General features: G+C 59.2%; 16 protein-coding genes and 1 pseudogene. 10 read left to right on the top strand and 7 right to left on the bottom strand.

The genetic code is table 11. From position 1 onward, the window contains the following. Positions 1–324: 324 nt before the first annotated feature. The 9 genes and pseudogenes from putP to FHR97_RS20535 all read left to right on the top strand — a co-directional run bounded on the left by putP (position 325) and on the right by FHR97_RS20535 (position 11,847). Positions 325–1,854: a sodium/proline symporter PutP gene (gene putP, locus FHR97_RS14720; RefSeq protein WP_183384551.1), complete on the top strand. Its 1,530-nt coding sequence runs from the start codon at positions 325–327 to the stop codon at positions 1,852–1,854. 253 nt (positions 1,855–2,107) lie between these two features. Then, positions 2,108–3,505, top strand: coding sequence for an NAD(P)/FAD-dependent oxidoreductase (locus tag FHR97_RS14725; protein ID WP_183384552.1), 1,398 nt, complete (start codon positions 2,108–2,110; stop codon positions 3,503–3,505). Positions 3,506–3,517: 12 nt separating this feature from the next. Further along, complete coding sequence (locus FHR97_RS14730; protein WP_183384553.1) at positions 3,518–4,474, top strand: NAD(P)-dependent oxidoreductase; 957 nt, start codon at positions 3,518–3,520, stop codon at positions 4,472–4,474. A 21-nt stretch (positions 4,475–4,495) separates the two neighbouring features. Next, entirely contained in the window at positions 4,496–5,932 is a 1,437-nt protein-coding gene (locus tag FHR97_RS14735) for an aldehyde dehydrogenase family protein (RefSeq protein WP_183384554.1), read from the top strand. Positions 5,933–5,958: 26 nt separating this feature from the next. Beyond that, positions 5,959–6,321, top strand: a complete 363-nt coding sequence (locus FHR97_RS14740) for a cupin domain-containing protein (RefSeq protein WP_183384555.1) — start codon at positions 5,959–5,961, stop codon at positions 6,319–6,321. A 287-nt stretch (positions 6,322–6,608) separates the two neighbouring features. Beyond that, positions 6,609–7,922 (top strand): NAD(P)/FAD-dependent oxidoreductase, encoded by a 1,314-nt coding sequence (locus tag FHR97_RS14745; protein ID WP_183384556.1) that lies wholly within the window; start codon positions 6,609–6,611, stop codon positions 7,920–7,922. Between the two features lie 116 nt (positions 7,923–8,038). Beyond that, a complete protein-coding gene (gene ydiJ / locus FHR97_RS14750) occupies positions 8,039–11,182 on the top strand; it encodes a D-2-hydroxyglutarate dehydrogenase YdiJ (protein WP_183384557.1) in 3,144 nt (1,047 codons plus the stop codon). Positions 11,183–11,276: 94 nt separating this feature from the next. Further along, positions 11,277–11,408: pseudogene (locus FHR97_RS14755) on the top strand (BCCT family transporter); the annotation flags it as partial. Positions 11,409–11,718: 310 nt separating this feature from the next. Then, on the top strand, positions 11,719–11,847 hold the full coding sequence (locus FHR97_RS20535; protein WP_281380493.1) for a hypothetical protein: 129 nt from the start codon (positions 11,719–11,721) through the stop codon (positions 11,845–11,847). Between the two features lie 2 nt (positions 11,848–11,849). Here the strand turns inward: FHR97_RS20535 and FHR97_RS14760 are convergent, their stop codons facing one another. Further along, positions 11,850–12,644 (bottom strand): pyrroline-5-carboxylate reductase family protein, encoded by a 795-nt coding sequence (locus FHR97_RS14760; RefSeq protein ID WP_183384558.1) that lies wholly within the window; start codon positions 12,642–12,644, stop codon positions 11,850–11,852. A gap of 475 nt (positions 12,645–13,119) precedes the next feature. On the opposite strand from FHR97_RS14760, the gene FHR97_RS14765 reads away from it, so the two are divergent. Further along, complete coding sequence (locus FHR97_RS14765; RefSeq protein WP_183384559.1) at positions 13,120–13,473, top strand: cupin domain-containing protein; 354 nt, start codon at positions 13,120–13,122, stop codon at positions 13,471–13,473. A 35-nt stretch (positions 13,474–13,508) separates the two neighbouring features. On the opposite strand, the gene FHR97_RS14770 is transcribed toward FHR97_RS14765, so the two are convergent. The 6 genes from FHR97_RS14770 to FHR97_RS14795 all read right to left on the bottom strand — a co-directional run bounded on the left by FHR97_RS14770 (position 13,509) and on the right by FHR97_RS14795 (position 20,370). Beyond that, positions 13,509–14,501, bottom strand: a complete 993-nt coding sequence (locus FHR97_RS14770; protein ID WP_183384560.1) for an Ldh family oxidoreductase — start codon at positions 14,499–14,501, stop codon at positions 13,509–13,511. A 34-nt stretch (positions 14,502–14,535) separates the two neighbouring features. Then, positions 14,536–15,588: a proline racemase family protein gene (locus FHR97_RS14775; RefSeq protein WP_183384561.1), complete on the bottom strand. Its 1,053-nt coding sequence runs from the start codon at positions 15,586–15,588 to the stop codon at positions 14,536–14,538. Between the two features lie 47 nt (positions 15,589–15,635). Next, positions 15,636–16,934, bottom strand: a complete 1,299-nt coding sequence (locus FHR97_RS14780; protein ID WP_183384562.1) for a TRAP transporter large permease — start codon at positions 16,932–16,934, stop codon at positions 15,636–15,638. Between the two features lie 54 nt (positions 16,935–16,988). Beyond that, on the bottom strand, positions 16,989–17,522 hold the full coding sequence (locus tag FHR97_RS14785) for a TRAP transporter small permease (protein ID WP_183384563.1): 534 nt from the start codon (positions 17,520–17,522) through the stop codon (positions 16,989–16,991). A 51-nt stretch (positions 17,523–17,573) separates the two neighbouring features. Beyond that, positions 17,574–18,608, bottom strand: a complete 1,035-nt coding sequence (dctP, locus tag FHR97_RS14790; protein WP_246404050.1) for a TRAP transporter substrate-binding protein DctP — start codon at positions 18,606–18,608, stop codon at positions 17,574–17,576. A 256-nt stretch (positions 18,609–18,864) separates the two neighbouring features. Next, entirely contained in the window at positions 18,865–20,370 is a 1,506-nt protein-coding gene (locus tag FHR97_RS14795) for an aldehyde dehydrogenase (RefSeq protein ID WP_183384564.1), read from the bottom strand. Between the last annotated feature and the right edge of the window lie 22 nt (positions 20,371–20,392).

Consider the following 20,392-nt stretch of genomic DNA (forward strand, 5'->3'; position numbering starts at 1 on the left):
TTATCGGGATATGTTAGCGCGCTAATTTTTTTCTTTGAGACTTTGGTCGCATTTGCAAATGTACATACTTGTCATAATAGACGACATGGGTGTACATTCCTCCCTATTGACTGCATGAGGAAGCCATCACCATTCGGCGAACGCTAGGACATTGCAGTCTCAGGGGGAAAGGCGAATGGCACACGACACAGCGCTCAGCATCATCGGCGGGCATGGCTGGATGGTGCGCGCTATGCCAAACGCGGCGATGGAGATCCGGCGTGCCTGAGGCGTGCCTAAATCGCCAGCTCTCATTCCAACAATCTTCAATAAATAGGGTGAAAGATGATTGATGCTAGCCAGAGTGTCGTGATCGGCACTTTCTTAGTCTACTTTTTAGTCATGTTCATAATCGGTATAGTCGCATACCGACGCTCTTCGGATTTCTCCGATTATGTGCTTGGCGGTCGTACGCTGGGTCCCTTCGCCACTGCGCTATCAAGTGGTGCTTCGGAAATGTCGGGCTGGCTGCTGATTGCCATGCCGGGTGCCGCATTTCTTATGGGGATGTCGTCGTTCTGGATTGCAGCAGGGTTGTTAGCCGGAACCCTGATTAACTGGTTGGTCGTTGCACGTCGTCTGCGTGTCTATAGTTTTATAGCTAATAACTCCCTGACCATCCCCGAGTATCTCGCTGAGCGGTTCCAGGATCGTGCTTTGGTCCTGCGGCTGGTGGCGGCAGCCTTCATCATTACCTTCTATCTCTTCTACACCAGCTCAGGCCTGGTAGCCGGTGGCAAGCTTCTCAACACGGTATTCGGTCTCGACTACACGCTGGCGGTGCTGATCGGAGCCCTGGCGGTCGTCTCCTACACCTTCTTCGGCGGCTATCTCGCCGTGTCATGGACCGATGTGATCCAAGGCATGATGATGATTCTCACTCTTGTCATCGTGCCGATTGTCGCCATTCATGAACTGGGAGGAGTTAGCGAGACGTTCTCTGCTGTTAGCGCGGCGAAAGCCGGTATGCTGGATGCATTCCGGGATGCCTCGAATGGAGAGCTGCTGACCTGGGTGGCGATCGTCAGCTCACTCGCATGGGGACTCGGCTACTTCGGTCAGCCGCATTCTCTGGCCCGCTTTGCGGGTATCAATGACGCCAAGAACATTCCCATGGCTCGCGCCATCGCCGTGAGCTGGACGGGCATCGGGCTGGTTGGGGCACTGTTGATTGGCATCATCGGCAATGCCTACTTCCCTGAGGGCCTGGATGACCACGAGCGCATCTTCATGTTCATGATCGATATCATGTTCAATCCACTCGTGGCAGGGGTCTTGCTGACTACTGTCTTGGCGGCAGTCATGTCGACGGCCGATTCCCAGCTGCTGATCTGTTCTTCAACCATCGCGGATGACATCTACAAAGCCGTCTTCAGGCGTGATGCAACTCAAGGAGAGCTGGTCTTTGTCGGTCGCCTGGCGGTCCTTGGCGTATCGGTTGTGGCGGTCCTGCTGGCCCTGAGCCCCGAGTCCAATGTACTGGGCCTGGTGTCCTACGCCTGGGCGGGATTCGGCGCCGCTTTTGGTCCGACCCTGATCGCCTCGCTCTATTGGTCTCGTCTGAACCAGTGGGGGGCCTTGGCCGGCATCATCGCGGGTGGCCTGACCGTGGTCGTATGGGCGCAGCTGAGCGGTGGCATCTTCGACGTCTACGAGATTGTACCGGGATTCGTCCTGTCGGTTCTGGCTATTATCGTGGTAACGCTGGTTACGCCTGCACCGAACACCTCTGTGCAGTGTCAGTTCGCCTCAATGCTGGATGAAATGAGGGGCCGAACGGGAAGCAAGCTCGAGGAAGTGGCAGGCCAAGACTAGTCATTTTGTTTGCCTGAATTGACTTGAGTGTCATGAAGTAAATTGTAAGGTGGTGTTGGGTTGGCGCTTAATCCAGTAGCTGAAGTCATTATATTGGCTTCTTGGTCGCGCCAAGTTTAATTGATCCATCTGGGGGGAGGCGGTAGACCGAAAGGCTTTGTGTATTCATCGTCGCATGCATGAAGCATGTCTGGTGAGTCGGCGGCCTTTCCTTCGCCCCCAAGGATAATCAAGGTGACGTCAGGTACGGGATATGAATACGTACAGAGGTTTTTGGTATGCGGAGGCATTGGATCACGATCATCACGTAGCCCCTCCGCTTGAAACAGATATAGATGCCGATGTGTGTATCATCGGCGGGGGGTACCTCGGCCTCTGGACAGCCATCCGGCTCAAGCGAGAAGACGCGGGGCTCAAGGTCGTGATCGTCGAGCGCGACCTGTGCGGTGCTGGTGCCAGTGGACGTAATGGCGGCGTTGCAACCAACTGGTGGGGGAAATTCCTGTCAGTCCGCAAGCTCTGCGGACACGAAGAAGCCCTGCGCATCTGCAAGGCAGCCGAATCAGCCATTGATGAAATCGGTGAGTTCTGCCAGGAACAGGGTGTCGATGCCCAGTATCGCAAGGAAGGCTGGATCTGGTCGGCAAGCTCCGAGATGCAAAAGGGTTCCTGGGACACCCTTATCGACTCCCTGAACGAATATGGTGTGAACCCCTTCGTCTCGCTTGTTCCCGGAGAGGCGCAAGCCAGAACCGGAAGCCCGCGAAACCTTGAGGCGGTCTTTGATCCCAATGCTGCCACTATTCAGCCGGCCATGTACGCTCGAGGACTGCGGCGACATGCCTTGGAACTCGGTGTCGAGATCTACGAGCAATCCCCGATGCAACGTCTTGAGCGCAGCAGGACCCCTGTTGTCCACACAACGACGGGGAGCGTGAAGGCGGAAAAGGTCGTGGTCGCAATGAATGCCTGGGGGGCGATCTTCCCGGAACTCCGCCGCAGTATCGCGGTGGTATCCAGTGACATGGTTGCCACTGCCAAGGCGCCTGAGCGTCTCAAGAAGATCGGCTTCACCGGCGGCGAAGGTATGACCGACTCCAGGATCGTGCTGAACTACTACCGGAATACCCCGGAAGGCCGAGTAATATTCGGAAAGCCCCTGGGAAAGTTCGGCTTTGCCGGTCGCGTTGGCGATATCTACGAAGGCCCCACCCCTGCAGCAAAAAAGGTGACCAATGCCTTCCACGACATCTATCCCAACCTGTCTGATGTTCCGATCATCAGTAGTTGGACCGGTCCCATTGATCGCGCCATGAATGGTCTGCCCACGTTTGGGCATCTCGGTGGCCATGAGAATATCGTTTACGCGATTGGGTTCTCGGGTAATGGCGTTGCGACAACCGTATTTTCGAGTCGCATCGTAACTTCACTGGTAATGGAGAAGGACGACGAATGGAGTCGCTGCGGTCTGGTCGATACGAAAATCAAGCGCTTTCCGATCGAGCCGTTTCGCTACGTCGGCGGCCTCATGGTGCGCGATGCCCTCGTGCGTAAAGAAGCCCTGGAAGATCGCAACAAGACAGCTGGCTGGTTGACTCGTAATTTGGCTGCTCTTGCGCCTGCTGGCTATGTGCCCACAAAAAAGAGCTGATTGGTGGAGGTTATGCATAAAATCGTATTTCTGGACAAAAGTGCTGTGGCACCAAAGATTCATCTTCCGACGCCTGATTTTCCTCATCAGTGGGTCGAGTATGATTTCACTGAGAGCGACCAACTGGTCGAGCGTGCGAAGGATGCGACCGTCGTCGTGACTTGCGGTGCCCCGGTGCGTGCCGCTGAACTTGCACAACTGCCGCAACTGAAAATGATCTGTGTCGCCATGACCGGCACCGACCACGTTGACGTTGATTACTGCCATGAGCATGGCATCCAGGTCTGCAATGTCCCCGCCTACTCCCCTGCGACCGTTGCGGAGCATGCCCTGGGATTGCTCTTGGCCCTGCGTCGGCAGATTCTGGCCTATCACACTCTGCTGAGCAGCAACAAGTGGTATGGAGAGGGTTGGCAGACCAACGTATTTCTCGACTACGAGGTCAACGATATTCATTCCAGTCGTATCGGCATCGTTGGTACCGGCATGATTGGCAGGGCAATGGGGCGGATGGCCACAGGCCTTGGCATGGATGTGGTCTATTACAACCGGGGCAAGAAGGGTTCCGAGCTGCCTCTCGTGTCGTTCGACGAACTGCTGGAAACCTGTGACGCCATCAGCCTGCACTGCCCGCTGAACAGTTCGACCCGGGATTTGTTCACGCTGACCGAGCTCAAGCGCATGAAGAAGGACGCGGTGATCATCAATGCAGCCCGCGGGGGGATCGTGAATGAGCGAGACCTAGCCGTAGCACTGCGTTCCGGTGTGCTCGCCGGGGCGGCACTGGACGTCGTCGAGCAGGACCCTATCCAGCCGGACGAGCCGCTTCTGGAACTGATGGAACTACCCAACTTCATCATGACACCCCATGTGGCCTGGAGCAGCCTGCAAGCGATGCAGGGGTTGATGGATCGTGCCATCGAGAACCTCAACCAGTGGGATAAAGGCACACCAACCAACCTGGTCTAACTCGCTAAAAGGAAAATCGTCATGAAAACCAGTTACATCAATGGCGCTTTTATTTCCGCTGGAAATAATGTGCTTGAAAACAAGAACCCATCTGACATCAATGATGTTGTCGACCGCTTCAGCCGTGTCGGGCGTACGGAAACCGAACAGGCGGTAGAGGCGGCGGCAGCGGCAGCCCCCGCCTGGGGAACATCCAACCCTCAGGAACGTTTCGACGCCCTGGATTTCATCGGCAGCGAGATCCTGAATCGCCGAGAAGAGCTTGGTGCCCTTCTGTCACGAGAGGAAGGTAAAACGCTCCCGGAGGGCATCGGGGAGGTCACGCGAGCCGGATACCTGTTCAAGTTCTTTGCCGGTGAAGCAGTGCGTATCGGTGGCGAACGCCTCGAGTCCGTGCGCAAGGGAGCAACCGTCGATGTCACCAGGGAGCCCGTTGGCGTCGTGGGCATTATCACGCCCTGGAATTTCCCGATCGCCATTCCGTCATGGAAGATCGCCCCGGCGTTATGCTACGGCAACTGCGTCGTCTTCAAGCCTGCTGAATTGGTGCCCTCCTCTGCCTGGGCATTGGCTGAGATCATTTCCCGCTCCGGCCTTCCCGATGGGGTCTTCAACATGGTGATAGGCCGTGGTTCCGAGGTTGGGGATGCCATTATCGGCAGCGATGCCGTTCAGGCAGTGACATTCACCGGCTCGGTTAACACCGGCTCCATGATCGCCCAGCGTTGTGCTGCACGCATGGCGAAAGCGCAACTCGAACTCGGGGGCAAGAATCCGCTCATCGTGCTTGATGATGCCAACCTCGAGCAGGCCGTTGATGTGGCCGTCCAGGGTGGCTTCTACTCCACGGGTCAACGTTGCACGGCCAGTTCGCGCGTGATTGTGACAGACGGCATCTACGATGACTTTATCAAGCTGTTCGTCGAGAAGACGCAAGCGCTGCGTGTAGGCCCGGCCCTCGATGAAAATACACAGATTGGCCCCGTCGCCAGCGAAAGTCAGCTTCAGCAAGACCTGGAGTATATCGACATCGCACAACAAGAAGGCGCCAACTTGTTGACTGGTGGGAATCGGATCGAGATGGATAGCGACGGCTACTACCTTCAGCCAACCGTCTTCGCGGACGTGAATAACGAGATGCGTATTTGCCGGGAAGAGGTTTTCGGGCCGGTTGTCACTGTCTCCCGGGTGGCCGACTACGAGGCGGCTCTGGCAGAGGCCAATGACACGCCTTTCGGCCTTTCTTCCGGCATCTGCACGACCTCCCTGAAATATGCCGAGCATTACAAGCGTCATGCCAAGGCCGGCATGGTCATGGTTAACATGCCCACGGCAGGGGTCGATTATCATGTCCCGTTCGGTGGTTCCAAAGGCTCGAGCTATGGTCCTCGCGAGCAGGGAAGATATGCCGCAGAGTTCTATACTCGTGTAAAAACCGCATATCAGTACGCAAACTGAAACCCTGTACCCAAAGGAGCCCAACGATGTCTGCAGTTAAAATCATTGACTTCCAGAACAGCACGGTACTCACTAGCACATCTTCGGTAGAGCCAGAGCGCCGGCTTAGTGGCGCCCCCGAGCAGAGCCTGCAAAACATGTACGCCTCTGCCGCCAAGGATCTGCTGTCGGGCACCTGGAGCTCGGAGGTCGGCAAGTGGTCCGTTGACTACAGTCAGCGCCACGAATTTTGTTACCTGATCAAAGGGCATATTGTCTTGGCCGATGAAGACGGCGAGGAAAGCACCTTCAAAGCCGGGGATGCCTTCGTGATTCCTGTCGGTTTCAAGGGTAGCTGGGAAGTCATCGAGCCCGTCTCGAAATATTACGTCATCTACAACGTGGCTTGATAGCAAGGTGGGTGGGCTTGTTTGACAGCCCACCTGATGTTACGTCGACGCTGTTGCTTTTTTAGCATGGGCGGCTCAGAACGCTCAGTCATTTATTCAGTAAAAACACAAGGCGTTGATAATGACAGTTCATAGGACGGATGCGTTATGCATCTCGGCGACCACACCATACCCAAAATGTTAGCACCTCCTCTTTGCTACCGTTAGAGAAGTTGATTGTTAAAACAGCAAGTGTTTTGGGTAATGAGGAAAAGGCAGGTTTTTGCCCACTCGAGAGGTGTACAACAATGAAGATTAACAACCTTCCAGCCGATGACAATAATTGTGGCTGGACTAACATACTTCCGAAGTACGAACCTCAGCGACTCGACGGGCCGACTGAAGCTGATTGGGTGATTGTCGGCGCCGGGTTTACTGGCCTTGCTGCAGCGCGTCAGTTGGCGGCTCATCGCCCAGATGACAAGATATTGCTGGTTGATGCACAGTGTGTCGCAGACGGTGCGTCTGGTCGTAACTCCGGTTTTTTGATCGACTTGCCTCACGACCTTTCCGCCCCGGATTATATCGGAGATATCAAAGTCGCAGGCATGGATCTATCACTCAATCGCGCTGCAATCAGCTATCTTCGGGAGGCCGTTGAGGAAGAGGGTATTGATTGCGACTGGCGTGCATGCGGCAAGGTGCAAGCCGCTGTAAATGACAAGGGGATCAAGGTCCTGGAGGCCTATCGTTCAGGGCTGGATCGTCTCGGTGCCGAGTGCCACATGGTCAATACCTCCGACATGCAGTCAAAACTGGGTACCAGTTACTATAAGCAGGGGCTTTACACACCAGGAACGGTACTGGTGCAGCCCGCGGCCCTAGCTCGTGGCTTGGCACGAACGCTTCCCGAGAATGTCCAGTTATGTGAGCTGACGCCGGCGACTCGGATCGAGCATGGCAGCCGAATCCAGTTAGATACCCCCGCTGGAGTCATCAAGGCTCGCAAGCTGATATTGACGAACAATGTCTTCGCCCAGGAGTTTGGTTACCTCTCCGGGACACTGCTTCCCATCTTCACTTATGCGGGGCTTACGCGGCAACTGACAGAAGCTGAACAACAGCGACTGGGTGGTGATGCTTACTGGGGTGTAATCCCCGCAGACCCTTTCGGCAGCACTGTCCGCCGCACACCAGATCAGCGAATTCTGGTGCGTAATAGCTTCAGCTTCAACCCTGGCGGCAGGAGTTCTCCCACTGCTCTTGAAAATGCGAAAAAGCATATCGTCAATGGCTACAATGCTCGTTTCCCGATGCTGGATAATCCGGAGATGGAATATGCCTGGGGCGGGGTAATGTGTATGAGCCGTAATCATGCGCCCTACTTCGGCGAGCTGGCGAAGAATGTGTTTGGTGTCGGCGGCCATAATGGCATTGGGGTTACCAAGGGAACGATAACCGGCAAGCTTATCGCCGATCATCTGGCAAACAAGGATTCTGACCTGTTGAGATATATGTTGTCGCAACCGCGCCCTTCCAGGAATCCACCGAGACCATTTCTGGATATCGGGGTGAATGCCACCCTGATGTACAACCAGTGGAGGGCGGGTCCGGAAAGGTGAATTTCACGGTTTTTCTTGGACATTGTTCAACTTTTTCTTGTCCAGGCGAAATCCATTTCACGTTAAGCGGTATACAAGGTCATGGTCGCTGACAGCCCGAGAGATTATAAAAACTCATGATTACACGACTGGACACCACCGAGTCGCCGACCCTTCCTGCCCAGGACGCGCCCTACCTGCGCTTCCTCGAGGCCCTGGCGGACGCCGGCTTCGAGGGCGAGATCGCCCCGGACTACGCCAACCGCACGGTGCTCGCCACCGACAACTCCCTCTACCAGCGCCTGCCCCAGGCGGTGCTCTATCCCCGGGGCGTGGCCGACCTGGAGCGCATCGCCCGCCTGGCCGGCCGCGAGGTCTTCCGCCGGGTGGTACTGGCGCCCCGCGGCGGCGGCACCGGCACCAACGGCCAGTCGCTCACCGACGGCCTGGTGGTCGACGTCTCCCGGCACATGACCGCCATCCTCGACATCGACGTGGCGGCGCGTCGGGTGCGCGTCCAGGCCGGGGTGGTCAAGGACCAGCTCAACGCCGCGCTCGCGCCCCACGGGCTGTTCTTCGCCCCGGAGCTCTCCACCTCCAACCGGGCGACGATCGGCGGGATGATTGCCACCGACGCCAGCGGCCAGGGCAGCTGCGAGTACGGCAAGACCCGCGACCACGTGCTCGAGCTCGACAGCGTGCTGCTCGGCGGCGAGCGCCTGACCACCCGCCCGGTGGACGAGGCCGAGCTCGACGAATTGTGCGCCCGCGACGACGCCGTGGGCCGGGTGCACCGGGTCGCCCGCGAGATCATCGACAGCGAGCGCGAGCGCATCCGCGAGACCTTCCCGCCGCTCAACCGCTGCCTGACCGGCTACGACCTGGCGCATCTGCGCACCGAGGACGGCAGGTTCGACCTCAACAGCGTGCTGTGCGGCGCCGAGGGCTCGCTGGCCTTCACCAGCGAGGCGGTGCTCAAGGTGCTGCCGATTCCGGCCCACTCGACGCTGGTCAACGTGCGCTACGCGGGCTTCATGGACGCCCTGCGCGACGCCAAGGCGCTGATGGCGAGCCGTGCGGCGCCCACCTCCATCGAGACGGTGGACGACACGGTGCTGGGCCTGGCCATGCAGGACGTCGTCTGGGACGGCGTCGCCGAGTTCTTCCCGGCTGGCGACACCCCGACCCACGGCATCAACCTGGTGGAGTTCAACGACGATGACCCCGCGCGCCTGGCCGAGCGGGTCGCCGCCTTCTGCCGTCACCTGGAGGACGACACCAGCGTCACCCGCCTGGGCGAGACCCGGGCGGAGGGCCGCGAGGCGATCGCCCGGGTCTACGGCATGCGCAAGCGCGCCGTGGGCCTGCTCGGCAACGTCCAGGGCGAGAAACGCCCGCTGCCCTTCGTCGAGGACACCGCGGTGCCGCCGGAACACCTGGCCGACTACATCGCCGAGTTCCGCGCGTTGCTCGACGCCCGCGGCCTGGCCTACGGCATGTTCGGCCACGTCGACGCCGGGGTGCTCCACGTACGCCCGGCGCTGGACATGAAGGACCCGGCCGACGAGCGGATGATCCGCGAGATCTCCGACGCGGTCGCCGCGCTGACCCGGAAGTACGGCGGCCTGCTGTGGGGCGAGCACGGCAAGGGCGTGCGCTCCGAGTACGCCCCGGCCTTCTTCGGCCCGCTCTACCCCAGCCTGCGTCGCCTCAAGGGCGCCTTCGACCCCCATAACCAGCTCAATCCGGGCAAGATCGCCACACCGCTCGGCCAAGAGGAAAGCGTCGAGACGACGACACGCGACGAGAACGGTGAGCAACCCGTCAAGTGGGTCGACCCGGGACTCTTGACCATCGACGGCGTGCCGACCCGCGGCCAGTACGATCGCCAGATCGACGAGCGGGTCTGGCAGGCCCACGGCGACGCCGTCTACTGCAACGGCAACGGCGCCTGCTACAACTACGACCCGAATGACGCCATGTGCCCGTCCTGGAAGGCCACCCGCGAGCGCGTCCACTCGCCCAAGGGCCGCGCCAGCCTGATGCGCGAATGGCTGCGCCTGCAGGGCCATGCCGGCGTCGACGTGGTCGAGGCGGCGCGCCGGCAGCGGGCCGGGGGTGCCTGGGGCGCCATCAAGGCCTTCCACGGAAAGCTCAGGAACACCCTGGCCCGGCGCCGCGGCGAGGCCGACTTCTCCCACGAGGTCTATGACGCCATGGCCGGCTGCCTGGCCTGCAAGTCCTGCGCCGGCCAGTGCCCGGTGAAGGTCAACGTGCCGACCTTCCGTTCGCAGTTCCTCGAGGTCTACCACGGCCGCTACCTGCGCCCGCCGCGCGACTACCTGATCGGCGGGCTGGAGTTCCTGGTGCCATATCTCGCTCCCGTGGCGCCGCTCTACAACGCCGCCCTGGACAATCGCCTGGTGAACCGCCTGCTGGCCGGCCCCATCGGCATGGTCGACAGCCCCCAGCTGTCCCGGGCGCGCCTCGACAAGCAGCTCGCCGCCTGGGGCGTGGCCCCGGCCACGCCGACCACCCTCGGCCGGCTCACCGCGGCCCAGAAGGCGCGCAGCGTGGTGCTGGTGCAGGACGCCTTCACCAGCTACTTCGAGGCCAAGCTGGTGAGGGACGTCGTCGAGCTGCTCGAGCGCCTCGACGTGCGGGTGTTCGTGGCGCCCTACGCGCCCAACGGCAAGCCGCTGCACGTCCAGGGCTTCCTCGGCGCCTTCGAGCGCACCGCGGCGAAGCAGGCGAAGCGGCTCGAGCCCCTGGCCGCCTTCGGCGTGCCGCTGGTCGGCATCGACCCGGCCATGACCCTGACCTACCGCCAGGAGTACGTGACGGCGCTGGGCGCGGACGCCGTGCCCGAGGTGCGGCTGCTGCCGGAGTGGCTGGCCGAGCGGGCGCCGGAGCTGGTGCCCGCGGGCCTCGACCTCGACGACCCGGGCTACCGGCTGCTCGCCCACTGCACCGAGACAACCAACGCCCCGGGCACGCCCAAGGCCTGGCAGCAAGTGTTCGCCGCCTTCGGCTTCGAGCTCGAGGTGCTGGCCAGCGGCTGCTGCGGGATGTCCGGCACCTACGGCCACGAGGCGCGCAACCGCGACACCTCGGCGACCATCTACGCCCAGTCCTGGCAGCCCAGGGTGGAGGACCCGGTCAACGCCGGTCGGCTGCTGGCCAGCGGCTATTCCTGCCGCAGCCAGGCCAAACGGCTCTCGGACGCCGCCCTGCCGCATCCGCTGCAGGCGCTGCTGGGTGAGTTGCGCCGACTCGGATAATGATGAAGCAATCCGGTAGAGAGTGGCGAATGCATGACATGAGTTGACTCACGAACAAGACAACCGATCCCCCCTCGGAGGAAGCGCCGCTATGTTCAACAAGGGGCTGCCGATGACCATGCGCTCGATCTTCTACCCGCTGCTGGGGGAGCGCATCTGGGGATGGCCGGGCCATATCATCGACATCCTGTCGGTGTTCGCCACGCTGTTCGGCCTGGCCACGTCCCCGAACGAGAAACGCATGGAACGGATGGCCGATTACATCGAGATATTTACCGGCCAACCTTGCCGGCGACGGGACATGGCGCGGTTCGCCTCACGGCATACTCCACGACTTGCCGAGTGGATGAGAGCATACAATGAGCAAGAGAAAGAGGAGTGTCACGCGATCTAGGGGACGGTCTCGATGACCCAGTGCAACACCTGAACCATCCCGTGCGCTATGTTCGTGCGACACGGATATGAATCGCTGGCGGCCACCGTGTGGGAGCGCCCCACTACCCTACCCAGATCGGCTATCTCTCGATGAAGCGCATATGCGGTACCTTCCCCCCCATGTCGAGATCTTCACCGGGCAGGCGCCGCAGCCACGAGAGTTGCAACGCTTCCACGCCCGGCATGGTTATGCGCAGGAAGGGGTCAACCTGGAAGATAAGGAGGGGTGATCTTACCCTGAGCCACTGGCCGCCCGGTGAGCCGCCTCCAGACCGCGGTGAATGGTCTGGTGAATGCCCCCGTCAATCATCGTGCGCAGCCCCTTGGCGGTGGTGCCATCATAGGAAATCAGCCGCTCCACCATCTCCCCGGGATCGGCGCCTAACCCTTCCAGCAACAGGCTGCCGCCCACCAGGGTCTGCATGACGGCCTCGAGGGCGATATCGTCGTCGATGCCCTTCTGCCTGGCGTGCTCCAGCATCGACTGAGCCAACAAGGCGGGATAGGCCGGCCCGGCACCGCTCAGGGCCGTCAGGTAGTCGAGGTCGCCCTCCGTGGGAAGCTCCCGTGCCATGCCACAACTCTCCAGCAACGCCTGAACGAGCTGCTTGTCGGCTTCGGTCACCTGCTGTGAGGCATACCAAGGAAAGTAGGCCCGACGGATTTCCGCCGCGGCGTTCGGCATGGCACGCACGACCCGGCGGCTTCCTACCTTACTGGAGACCTCCTGTGAGGAAGCCATCGCCAACAGGGAAATGACCAATTTGTCGTGTGCCTCGATATCGACGCTGGCAAGATCCTCCGGGCGAATGGACAGCACGATGACATCCGCCAGGGCAACCAGCTCATGGTTATCCTTGACGCAACGGACGTCGGGCCAGTCGCGGTAAGCGTTGCCGCTCCAGGAACGCGATGAGACCACTAATTGGCCTGCAGATACGATGCCCTGCTCCAGCAGGGAAAGCCCGAGTGCTCGCCCCATCCATCCATGGCCACCAATGATACCGATCACTGCGCCTTGCGACATGCGTCCAACCTCCTCTTGCATAGGCCGACATCCCGCCGGTAACGGATCTCACCGCTTCGTGAGGACCTTATGCACATTATATTCATCGATGTACATTCAGTTGACCATGCTGTACACATGCCGCTAGCTTTGTCAAGCATATAACAAGAAGGAGACATGACCACGGCTACCGATCCGCTGCTGCAGCCCTTTCAGCTCAAGCATCTGTCCTTGAAGAACCGGCTCATGATGACAGCCCACGAGCCCGCCTACCCCGAGGACAGCATGCCCAAGGCACTCTATCGGCCGTTACTCGCAATGCAGACGGTGGCTTCCAGTTGTTTCGCATCAGCGATGCCGTCGAGTCACGCAATACCCATGCGGCCATCTACGATGCCCTGCGGCTGGTCAAGGACATTTGATCCAGGTGGGGCCGGGAGTACAATGATCCAGCCAGGAGGGTCACTCACTTTCACTCTCAAAACCGAGGCCCAACATGAATGATATCTTTCAGTCAGCCAGATCGGATCGACCTGACAAGGAAAACTTCCTGGTCACCCATACGCATTCGCTCGACTGGCAAGATAGCGGGATAGGGGGCTTCGAGCACAAGATCCTGTACCGTGACGATACGGGTGCCATCGAGACCATGCTGATCAAGATGGCTCCTGGCGCGTTTTCGGACTATCACGCTCACGACAGGCGCGAACAGCTCTACGTGATCGAGGGTGATTTTTACGACCAGAATCATCGCTACACGGCCGGTGATTTCATCGTTCGAGAACCAAAGGCCAACCATATTGCCGGAAGTGACGAAGGCGCCTTGATTCTTCTGATCTTTTCGAGATAGCCATACAGGCCATTTTCCCAGTAAGCATCCGCCGCTCACAAGGAGCGGCGGATCTTTTCAAGTACTACAGAATCGATTTCAATGTAGTCCTCTTCCGAAATATTGCTTCGTACCAGGCGGCGACCTGGTACATAGGCACCTCGTTCGGCAATCCGGTCAAGCTGCCGGGTGAGGCGAGAGGAAAACTCCTTGTCGATCACCGTGGGCTGGATCGCGATGATCGTCATTCCCGCGTCGATTGGCCGGCTCCCCCTCTGGAAGTCCGGCATGTCGAGCGACCATGATGCACCGGATAATCCGGCTGCCAGGCACTCAATCATCATGGCCACGTTCGCGCCTTTCGCTCCACCGAATGCCAGGAGGGCGCCCCGCAGACCGGCCGCTGCATCGGTGGTCATTTCGCCCTTCTCGTCGATTGCCCATCCTTCGGGAATCTTGCTCCCACTTTCCGCAGCTTTGACCAGGCTGACGAAGGTCGTTGCACTCGACGCCTGGTCAATGACAAGTGGCGCATCAGCCTCAGTCAAGGGGGCGGAAAAGGCCATCGGATTGGTGCCAAACGCGATCTTGCCACCGGGCGAGCCCGCGACCGCGGCCGGGCTATTGGACACGGCAAGGGCGATGAGACCTTCCAGGGCGAGGCGGCGAGCATAGTAGCCCAGCTCGCCAGGGGGATAGCTGTTGCCTTGGGTAAATATCGCCACACCCAACTCACGGGTTCGTTCGACAAGCGTTGGCGCTGCCAACTCGAAGCCGAGTTGCGCAATGCCTCCACTGGCGTCCGAGTGAAGGATGGCAGGCAAGGGCGAAGTGAGTTTCGGCTGGGCATTACCATTGATGCGTCCCGCGCGAAAGCCGGAGAGATAATCCAGCAAGTGCGGGAAGCCAACGCCGGAGCGCCCGAAAAGCGCGGCCGAAATCGTCGCCTTTGCCAAAGCGGACGCGGTCGCCTGGTTAGCCCCCGCGGCGAGGCAGGCCTGTTCAGCCAATTTCTCTGCCTCGCGGGCGGGCAGTGTCTGCTGATCCAAGAGAATTTCCCTCCGATACTCACTCAAAGTCGGCTCAAGCCCAGATATCCTTCACGCAGAAACCTTCCGTGAAAGGATCATCGTTATCCAGCACGTAGGTATTGATCCCATAGATCCAGCTTGTTCCAGAAATGGTGGGGATTACCGCCTTCCTTTCGCCAACTGTCGTTTCCTCGACCAGTTTTCCCGTAAAGACGTTACCAAGAATTCCCTCGTGGCGAAAATCCTTGTCCAGCGACAGCTCACCCTTGGCATGAAGGACCGCCATTTTTGCGCAAGTCCCCGTTCCGCATGGACAGCGGTCGATGGCACCTGTCCACGTGTCTGGCTTATTCCAGTCAAAGTCACCAGATGCCACCGTCACGACATTCTTCCAATCCGCATCCGGGCTGCTTGCCGGCCCGGAAAGCTGTGATATCGTGATGCCAATCCCCGGGTAATCAGGGTGCTCGACGGGCAATTGTTCAATCGCTGATTGCCGGATCATGGCCGAGATCCGTGCTATTTCCGTGCCATGCTCGGGGGTGAGCTCTATCCATGGAAACTGTCGGACATCCGCGATGACATAGAACATTCCCCCCCACCCCACATCTACTGTCACTTTGCCGAGATGGGGAACGTCGATTTCCGCGTCGAGGTAAGCGGCAAACGCCGGAACATTCTTGAAAGTGACGTTCTTTACCTTGCCGTCCTTGCATTCGGCCCTGATGCGTATGAGCCCAGCCGGCGCCTCGAGAACTAGCTCCGTAACGGGCTCCTGCATCGGCAACATCCCCATTTCAAGCAGCACCGTCGCCACGGAAATGGTATTACCGCCAGATATGACAGGATACTCGATCTGTTCCATGATGACATAGCCGGCATCGGCCTCGGGATGGCATGGGGGTACCAAGACATTGCAGCAGAGAGGTGGGTAACCACGAGGCTCACGTAGCATCAGCTTACGCAGCTGGTCATCATTTTCTCTCAGCCATACCATTTTCTCATGTACCGTCTTGCCAGGGATGTTGGGAACACCGCCAGTGACAACACGCATCGGTTCACCTGCGTGCGTATCTATGGCATGGATGGTTCTCTTGAATGCCATTTCTACCCCTTTTGAATATTGTTAGTGGTGGCCTATGGAGGGACCGATTAATTCACGTACCCGAGCAGCCTCGGCAAGAACATCGACAGATCCGGCCAGTAGGTCGTGATCAGCATGACAGGCAATGCTGCAAGCAGCATGAAGCTGAATGCGGGTCGAATGACCTGGGACATACCGACCCGGCCGATCCGGCAACTCATGAACAGGATGGGCGCCATCGGGGGGCTGTTGCAGCCGATGACGACGCTGGTGCCCACGATGGCGGCAAAGTGCACCGGATGGATGCCGATGCTTTCCATGACCGGAAGCAGCAAAGGACTGAGGATGGCAACGACGCTCACGTCATCCATGATCATGCCCATCAGGATCAGGAAGATATTGACCATCAACAGGATCAGAAGCTTGTTCTCGAACATCTCGAGCAAGAAGGTGGTGAGTTCCTGAGGGACCCGCTCGAAGGTGAAGATGCGACTGGCCACGAAGGAAAACAGCAGGATGATCATGATCACCCCCGTGGTCGTGGCGGCCTGAATGAAGCAGTGTGCCAAGGACTTCAGGTCAAGGTCTCGATAAACGAAAAGTCCAACAGGAATGGCATAGACGACGGCCACCGCGGCCGCCTCGGTTGGCGTGAAAATGCCACCATAGATCCCTCCCAGGATGATGATGGGAAGCATGAGGGCGGGAAACGCCTTCCAGCCCGTATTACCGATGTTCCTGAATCGCGTTCCCAGGGCAATCGGCTCGGCCTGGTAGTCCACATTGGCGCGCGTCTTGATGGCGTTGATGACGCAAAGGAAGATCATCAGCAGGATACCGGGGCCAATCGTCGCCAGGAAGACGGCTGCCACGGACTGTCGGGTCACCACGGCATACAGAATCATGGTGATGCTGGGCGGGATCAGCAGGCCGAGCAGGGAAGAAATCCCGACCAGCGCGGTGGAGTACGGGCGGGTGTAGCCGTGTTTCTCCATCGGTCCGATCATGATGGTACCAATGGACGCCACCGCTGCCGAGGCTGTCCCCGAGATGGCTCCGAACACCCCACAGGACACAACCATGGTGGTGCCCATCCCGCTGCGTGACTTTCCGACAATGGCCTCGGCGAAGTTTATCAGTCTGGCGGCGATACCACCCGACTGCATCAGGTAACCCGTCATGATGAATAACGGAAGCGCCAGCAATATGATGGAATTGATAGACCAGAAACCGGTGGTCATCAGAGAGGAAATATCGACGTCATAGGCAAAAGAAAGTACCAGCGTCATGGCGGCGAACGAGAACACGACCGGCACGCCTATGATCATGAGAACGATGACGGTACCTATCGCTAATAGAGCACCCATATCAGACTCCGTTTATTGTCATGGAATTGCTATAGCAGGAACATTGCATGGCACTCACCCCTTGATGAAGAGCTTGCCGGCATCATGGATGAGATCCCGAAGCGCATACAGAAATAGCAGGATACTCGCAACGAAGAGGCTGCCCTGTGAGATGTATTGTGGAATACTGAAAACGGGTGTGACCTGCCCCTTCTCGACTCCCCACGCGAACAAGCTGTAGCTCCAGGTAACGAAGAACACCGCCATCACTACCGACAGGACGGTAGCAATCAGCCTCGTCACATCATGCAGGGTCTCGTTGCTGGAAAAGGCCTCAACGAAATCGGCACTCAGATGAGACTTCTCCCGCGAGGCCAAGCCCGCCCCGAGCATATACAGCCACATGGCGGCCGTCAGCACCAGCTCCTCGAGTCCGAAGACCTGTATACCCAGCAGTGCCCTGGACACTATGCCAACCACCATGGCGAACGACACGAATATACCCATCACCGAAACGGCAACCTTCATGAACAACGCGATCGCGTTATCGATGGAGGCGAATAGATCGACTATGGCTTTCATGTTATTACCCCTTGAGGTATCGATCATGGAGCGGCCCTTCGTCATTCACAGGACCGCTCCAGATCATCCGGCAGGTGGTTATTCGGGCTTGGATGCATTCTTGCGAACGGCGCTCATGATATCCTCCCCCAGGGACTCCTCCGCCTCGACCCACACTGTCTCGCGGACCCGATCGACCCAGTCTTTCATTTCTTCATCGGACGGCACGATATATTCCATGCCCTCTTCCTGAGCCCTCTGGATCCACTTTTGATCCTCGGCCTGGGCATTCTCGAACTGCTCATTGACCACGACTTCCACGGCATCCGCGATGATCCCGCGATCTTCTTCGTCGAGTGCATTCCAGGAATCCTGGTTCATCAGGAATGTATAGAAAGAGAAGTTGTGCTTGGAGTGGACGAAGTAATCGAGCAGGTCATTGAAATAGGTATAGTCCCAGAAAATGACATTACTCGAATCGCCGTCTACGACCCCGGTCTGGATGGACGTGTAGACTTCGGACCAGTCGATGGGGACGGCCTGGAACCCCATGGCCTGTATCGTCTGAGGCAGCGGGAAGATCGGCTGTGAGCGGAGCTTGATCCCCTTCTCCTGTGCTTCCTCGTAGTTAGTGGCATAGGTATCCGCGGTGGCTATGCCGCCAAAGCCTTCCGGAAAGGGCCCCAGATATTCCAGACCAATATCCGAAAGGACAGGATCGATGATCTCCGAGATCCAGCCATCCTTGCCATAGGCATCCAGTGCTTCATCCCACCCCAAGGTCAGATAGGGCAGCGTCAGTACGCCAAGCCGCTCATCGTAGGACGTTTGCGGCCAGCCAAGGAAGAGATCGATGTTGCCCCTGACCAACTGATCGAAAAGCTCCTGGGGCCCTCCGATCTCCCCCTGATAGAAGACATTGATAGTCATCCTTCCATCGGTTTGCTCTTCGACAATATCAGAGATTCTTTTTACTGCCAGGCCCTGGGGTGATTCCCGGTCGCCAGCCTCCGTTGCCATCGTAAGCTTTATTTCCTCATCGCTTGCCCAAGTGGAAGCCGAGAAACCAAGAGCGGCGATAACCGACACTGCGGCTACGCTTGAGTTAACTTTTATCGAGTTTTTTAAGGTCATGATACCTTCTCCAAACGAGCTATTGTAGTTGGGATCCATCTCTTGCCTGAGCTCGGCCCAAGCATGCAATCAAGCTATTATTTTAAAGAAAACAATGGAAATGACTTTTCCACTGCACAAAACACAACCTTTGGTTATCGATTCCAGGAGGTGGATGACCTGGTCGCCAGCACCGGAGGTTGACGGGCAGCTCTCACCGGAGGGCTGCCAGCCCCGGCAACAGGGCTGGCAGCTTGGGTTGCGTGCTCCCCCACGCTCAGGACAGCTGGATCCAGGTGGTCTTGAGTTCGCAGTACTGGTCATGGGCATAGATCGACTTGTCCCGCCCACCGAAGCCGGATTGCTTGTAGCCGCCGAAGGGGGTGGTGATATCGCCCTCGGAGAAGCAGTTGACGGAGACGGTTCCGGCCTTGATCGCCGCCGCCATGCGATGGACGGTGTTGAGATCCTCGCTCCACAGCGAGGCCGCCAGCCCGTAGCAAGTGTCGTTGGCAATGGCGATCGCCTCTTCCTCGGTATCGAACGGGATCACCGCCAATACCGGACCGAAGATTTCCTCGCACGCCACGGCTGCCTCGGAGGGGACATCGTCGAAGATGGTCGGGGCGACAAAATAGCCGTCGCTCTCCTCCAGGACGCGCTCCCCACCGCTTACCGCTTGCAAGCCGTCGGCCTTGGCCTGTTCGATGTGCGCCAGCACCTTCTCCATGTGGGCCTGCTCGATTAGCGCGCCAAGCTGCACCTCGGGATCCAGCGGATCGCCGATCTTCCAGTCGGAGGCGAGTTGGACCTGCATCTCGTCGAGCAGCGCGTCCTTGATCGAGCGATGCACGATCAGCCGCGAGCCCGCCGAGCAATTCTCGCCCATGTTCCAGAAGGCGGCGGCCAGCACGTCGGTCGCCACGGCCTTGAGGTCGCTCACGTCGGGCATCACCACCTGCGGGTTCTTGCCGCCGCACTCGAGCACCACCCGCTTGAGGTTGCTGGCGGCCGAGTACTCAAGGAACTTGCGACCCACCTCGGTGGAGCCGGTGAAGGCCGCCAGGTCGACGTCGGGATGCAGGCCGATGGCCTTGCCCGCCACATGACCGAGTCCCGGCACCACGTTCAGCACCCCGGCCGGAATGCCGGCCTCAAAGGCCAGCTCGGCGAGGCGCGTTGTGCTGAGCGAGGTCAGCTCGGCAGGCTTGAGCACCACGCTGTTGCCGGTGATCAGCGCCGGGCCCAGCTTCCAGCCGGCCATCATGGCGGGGAAGTTCCACGGCAGCACCGCGCCGACCACCCCGATGGGCTCGCGGGAAACGGTGGCCACCACGCCCTTCTCGGTGGGCGCCACGGCGTCATAGAGCTTGTCGGCGGCCTCGGCATGCCAGCGGATGGTGTTGGCGGTATCGGGAATGTCGACATTGAAGCATTCAGCGATCGGCTTGCCCGCCTCCAGGGCCTCCAGCACGGCCAGCTCGAGACAGTGCTCCTCGATCAGGTCGGCGAAGCGCTGCATGATGGCCTTGCGCTCGGCGGGGGCGAGCCCCGACCAGACGCCGGCCTCGAAGGCACGACGCGCGGCCTGGACGGCGAGGTCGACATCGGTGGCATCACAGGCAGCGACCTGAGTCAGGACCTCCCCGGTGGCCGGGTTCAGGGTGTCGAAGGTCTCGCCCGAGCGCGCGGGCACGAAGCGGCCATCGATGAAGGCCTGGTTGCGATACTCGAGTCGCTCGATCTGATGCGCGATCGCGTCCTGGGTCAGGATATCGGACATTGTTGTTCTCCTCGTTGCGGGT

Origin of the sequence: Halomonas stenophila, assembly GCF_014192275.1 — a bacterium.
GTDB classification, from domain to species: Bacteria; Pseudomonadota; Gammaproteobacteria; order Pseudomonadales; family Halomonadaceae; genus Halomonas; species Halomonas stenophila.

What these genes read in the sequence shown, in the direction of transcription:
- FHR97_RS14765 (WP_183384559.1), top strand. Translation starts at nt 13,120, where the DNA reads ATGAATGATATCTTTCAGTCAGCCAGATCGGATCGACCTGACAAGGAA.
- FHR97_RS14745 (WP_183384556.1), top strand. Translation starts at nt 6,609, where the DNA reads ATGAAGATTAACAACCTTCCAGCCGATGACAATAATTGTGGCTGGACT.
- FHR97_RS14785 (WP_183384563.1), bottom strand. Translation starts at nt 17,522, where the DNA reads ATGATCGATACCTCAAGGGGTAATAACATGAAAGCCATAGTCGATCTA.
- FHR97_RS14775 (WP_183384561.1), bottom strand. Translation starts at nt 15,588, where the DNA reads ATGGCATTCAAGAGAACCATCCATGCCATAGATACGCACGCAGGTGAA.
- FHR97_RS20535 (WP_281380493.1), top strand. Translation starts at nt 11,719, where the DNA reads ATGCGGTACCTTCCCCCCCATGTCGAGATCTTCACCGGGCAGGCGCCG.
- FHR97_RS14730 (WP_183384553.1), top strand. Translation starts at nt 3,518, where the DNA reads ATGCATAAAATCGTATTTCTGGACAAAAGTGCTGTGGCACCAAAGATT.
- FHR97_RS14735 (WP_183384554.1), top strand. Translation starts at nt 4,496, where the DNA reads ATGAAAACCAGTTACATCAATGGCGCTTTTATTTCCGCTGGAAATAAT.
- FHR97_RS14780 (WP_183384562.1), bottom strand. Translation starts at nt 16,934, where the DNA reads ATGGGTGCTCTATTAGCGATAGGTACCGTCATCGTTCTCATGATCATA.
- ydiJ (WP_183384557.1), top strand. Translation starts at nt 8,039, where the DNA reads ATGATTACACGACTGGACACCACCGAGTCGCCGACCCTTCCTGCCCAG.
- dctP (WP_246404050.1), bottom strand. Translation starts at nt 18,608, where the DNA reads ATGACCTTAAAAAACTCGATAAAAGTTAACTCAAGCGTAGCCGCAGTG.
- FHR97_RS14760 (WP_183384558.1), bottom strand. Translation starts at nt 12,644, where the DNA reads ATGTCGCAAGGCGCAGTGATCGGTATCATTGGTGGCCATGGATGGATG.
- putP (WP_183384551.1), top strand. Translation starts at nt 325, where the DNA reads ATGATTGATGCTAGCCAGAGTGTCGTGATCGGCACTTTCTTAGTCTAC.
- FHR97_RS14740 (WP_183384555.1), top strand. Translation starts at nt 5,959, where the DNA reads ATGTCTGCAGTTAAAATCATTGACTTCCAGAACAGCACGGTACTCACT.
- FHR97_RS14725 (WP_183384552.1), top strand. Translation starts at nt 2,108, where the DNA reads ATGAATACGTACAGAGGTTTTTGGTATGCGGAGGCATTGGATCACGAT.
- FHR97_RS14795 (WP_183384564.1), bottom strand. Translation starts at nt 20,370, where the DNA reads ATGTCCGATATCCTGACCCAGGACGCGATCGCGCATCAGATCGAGCGA.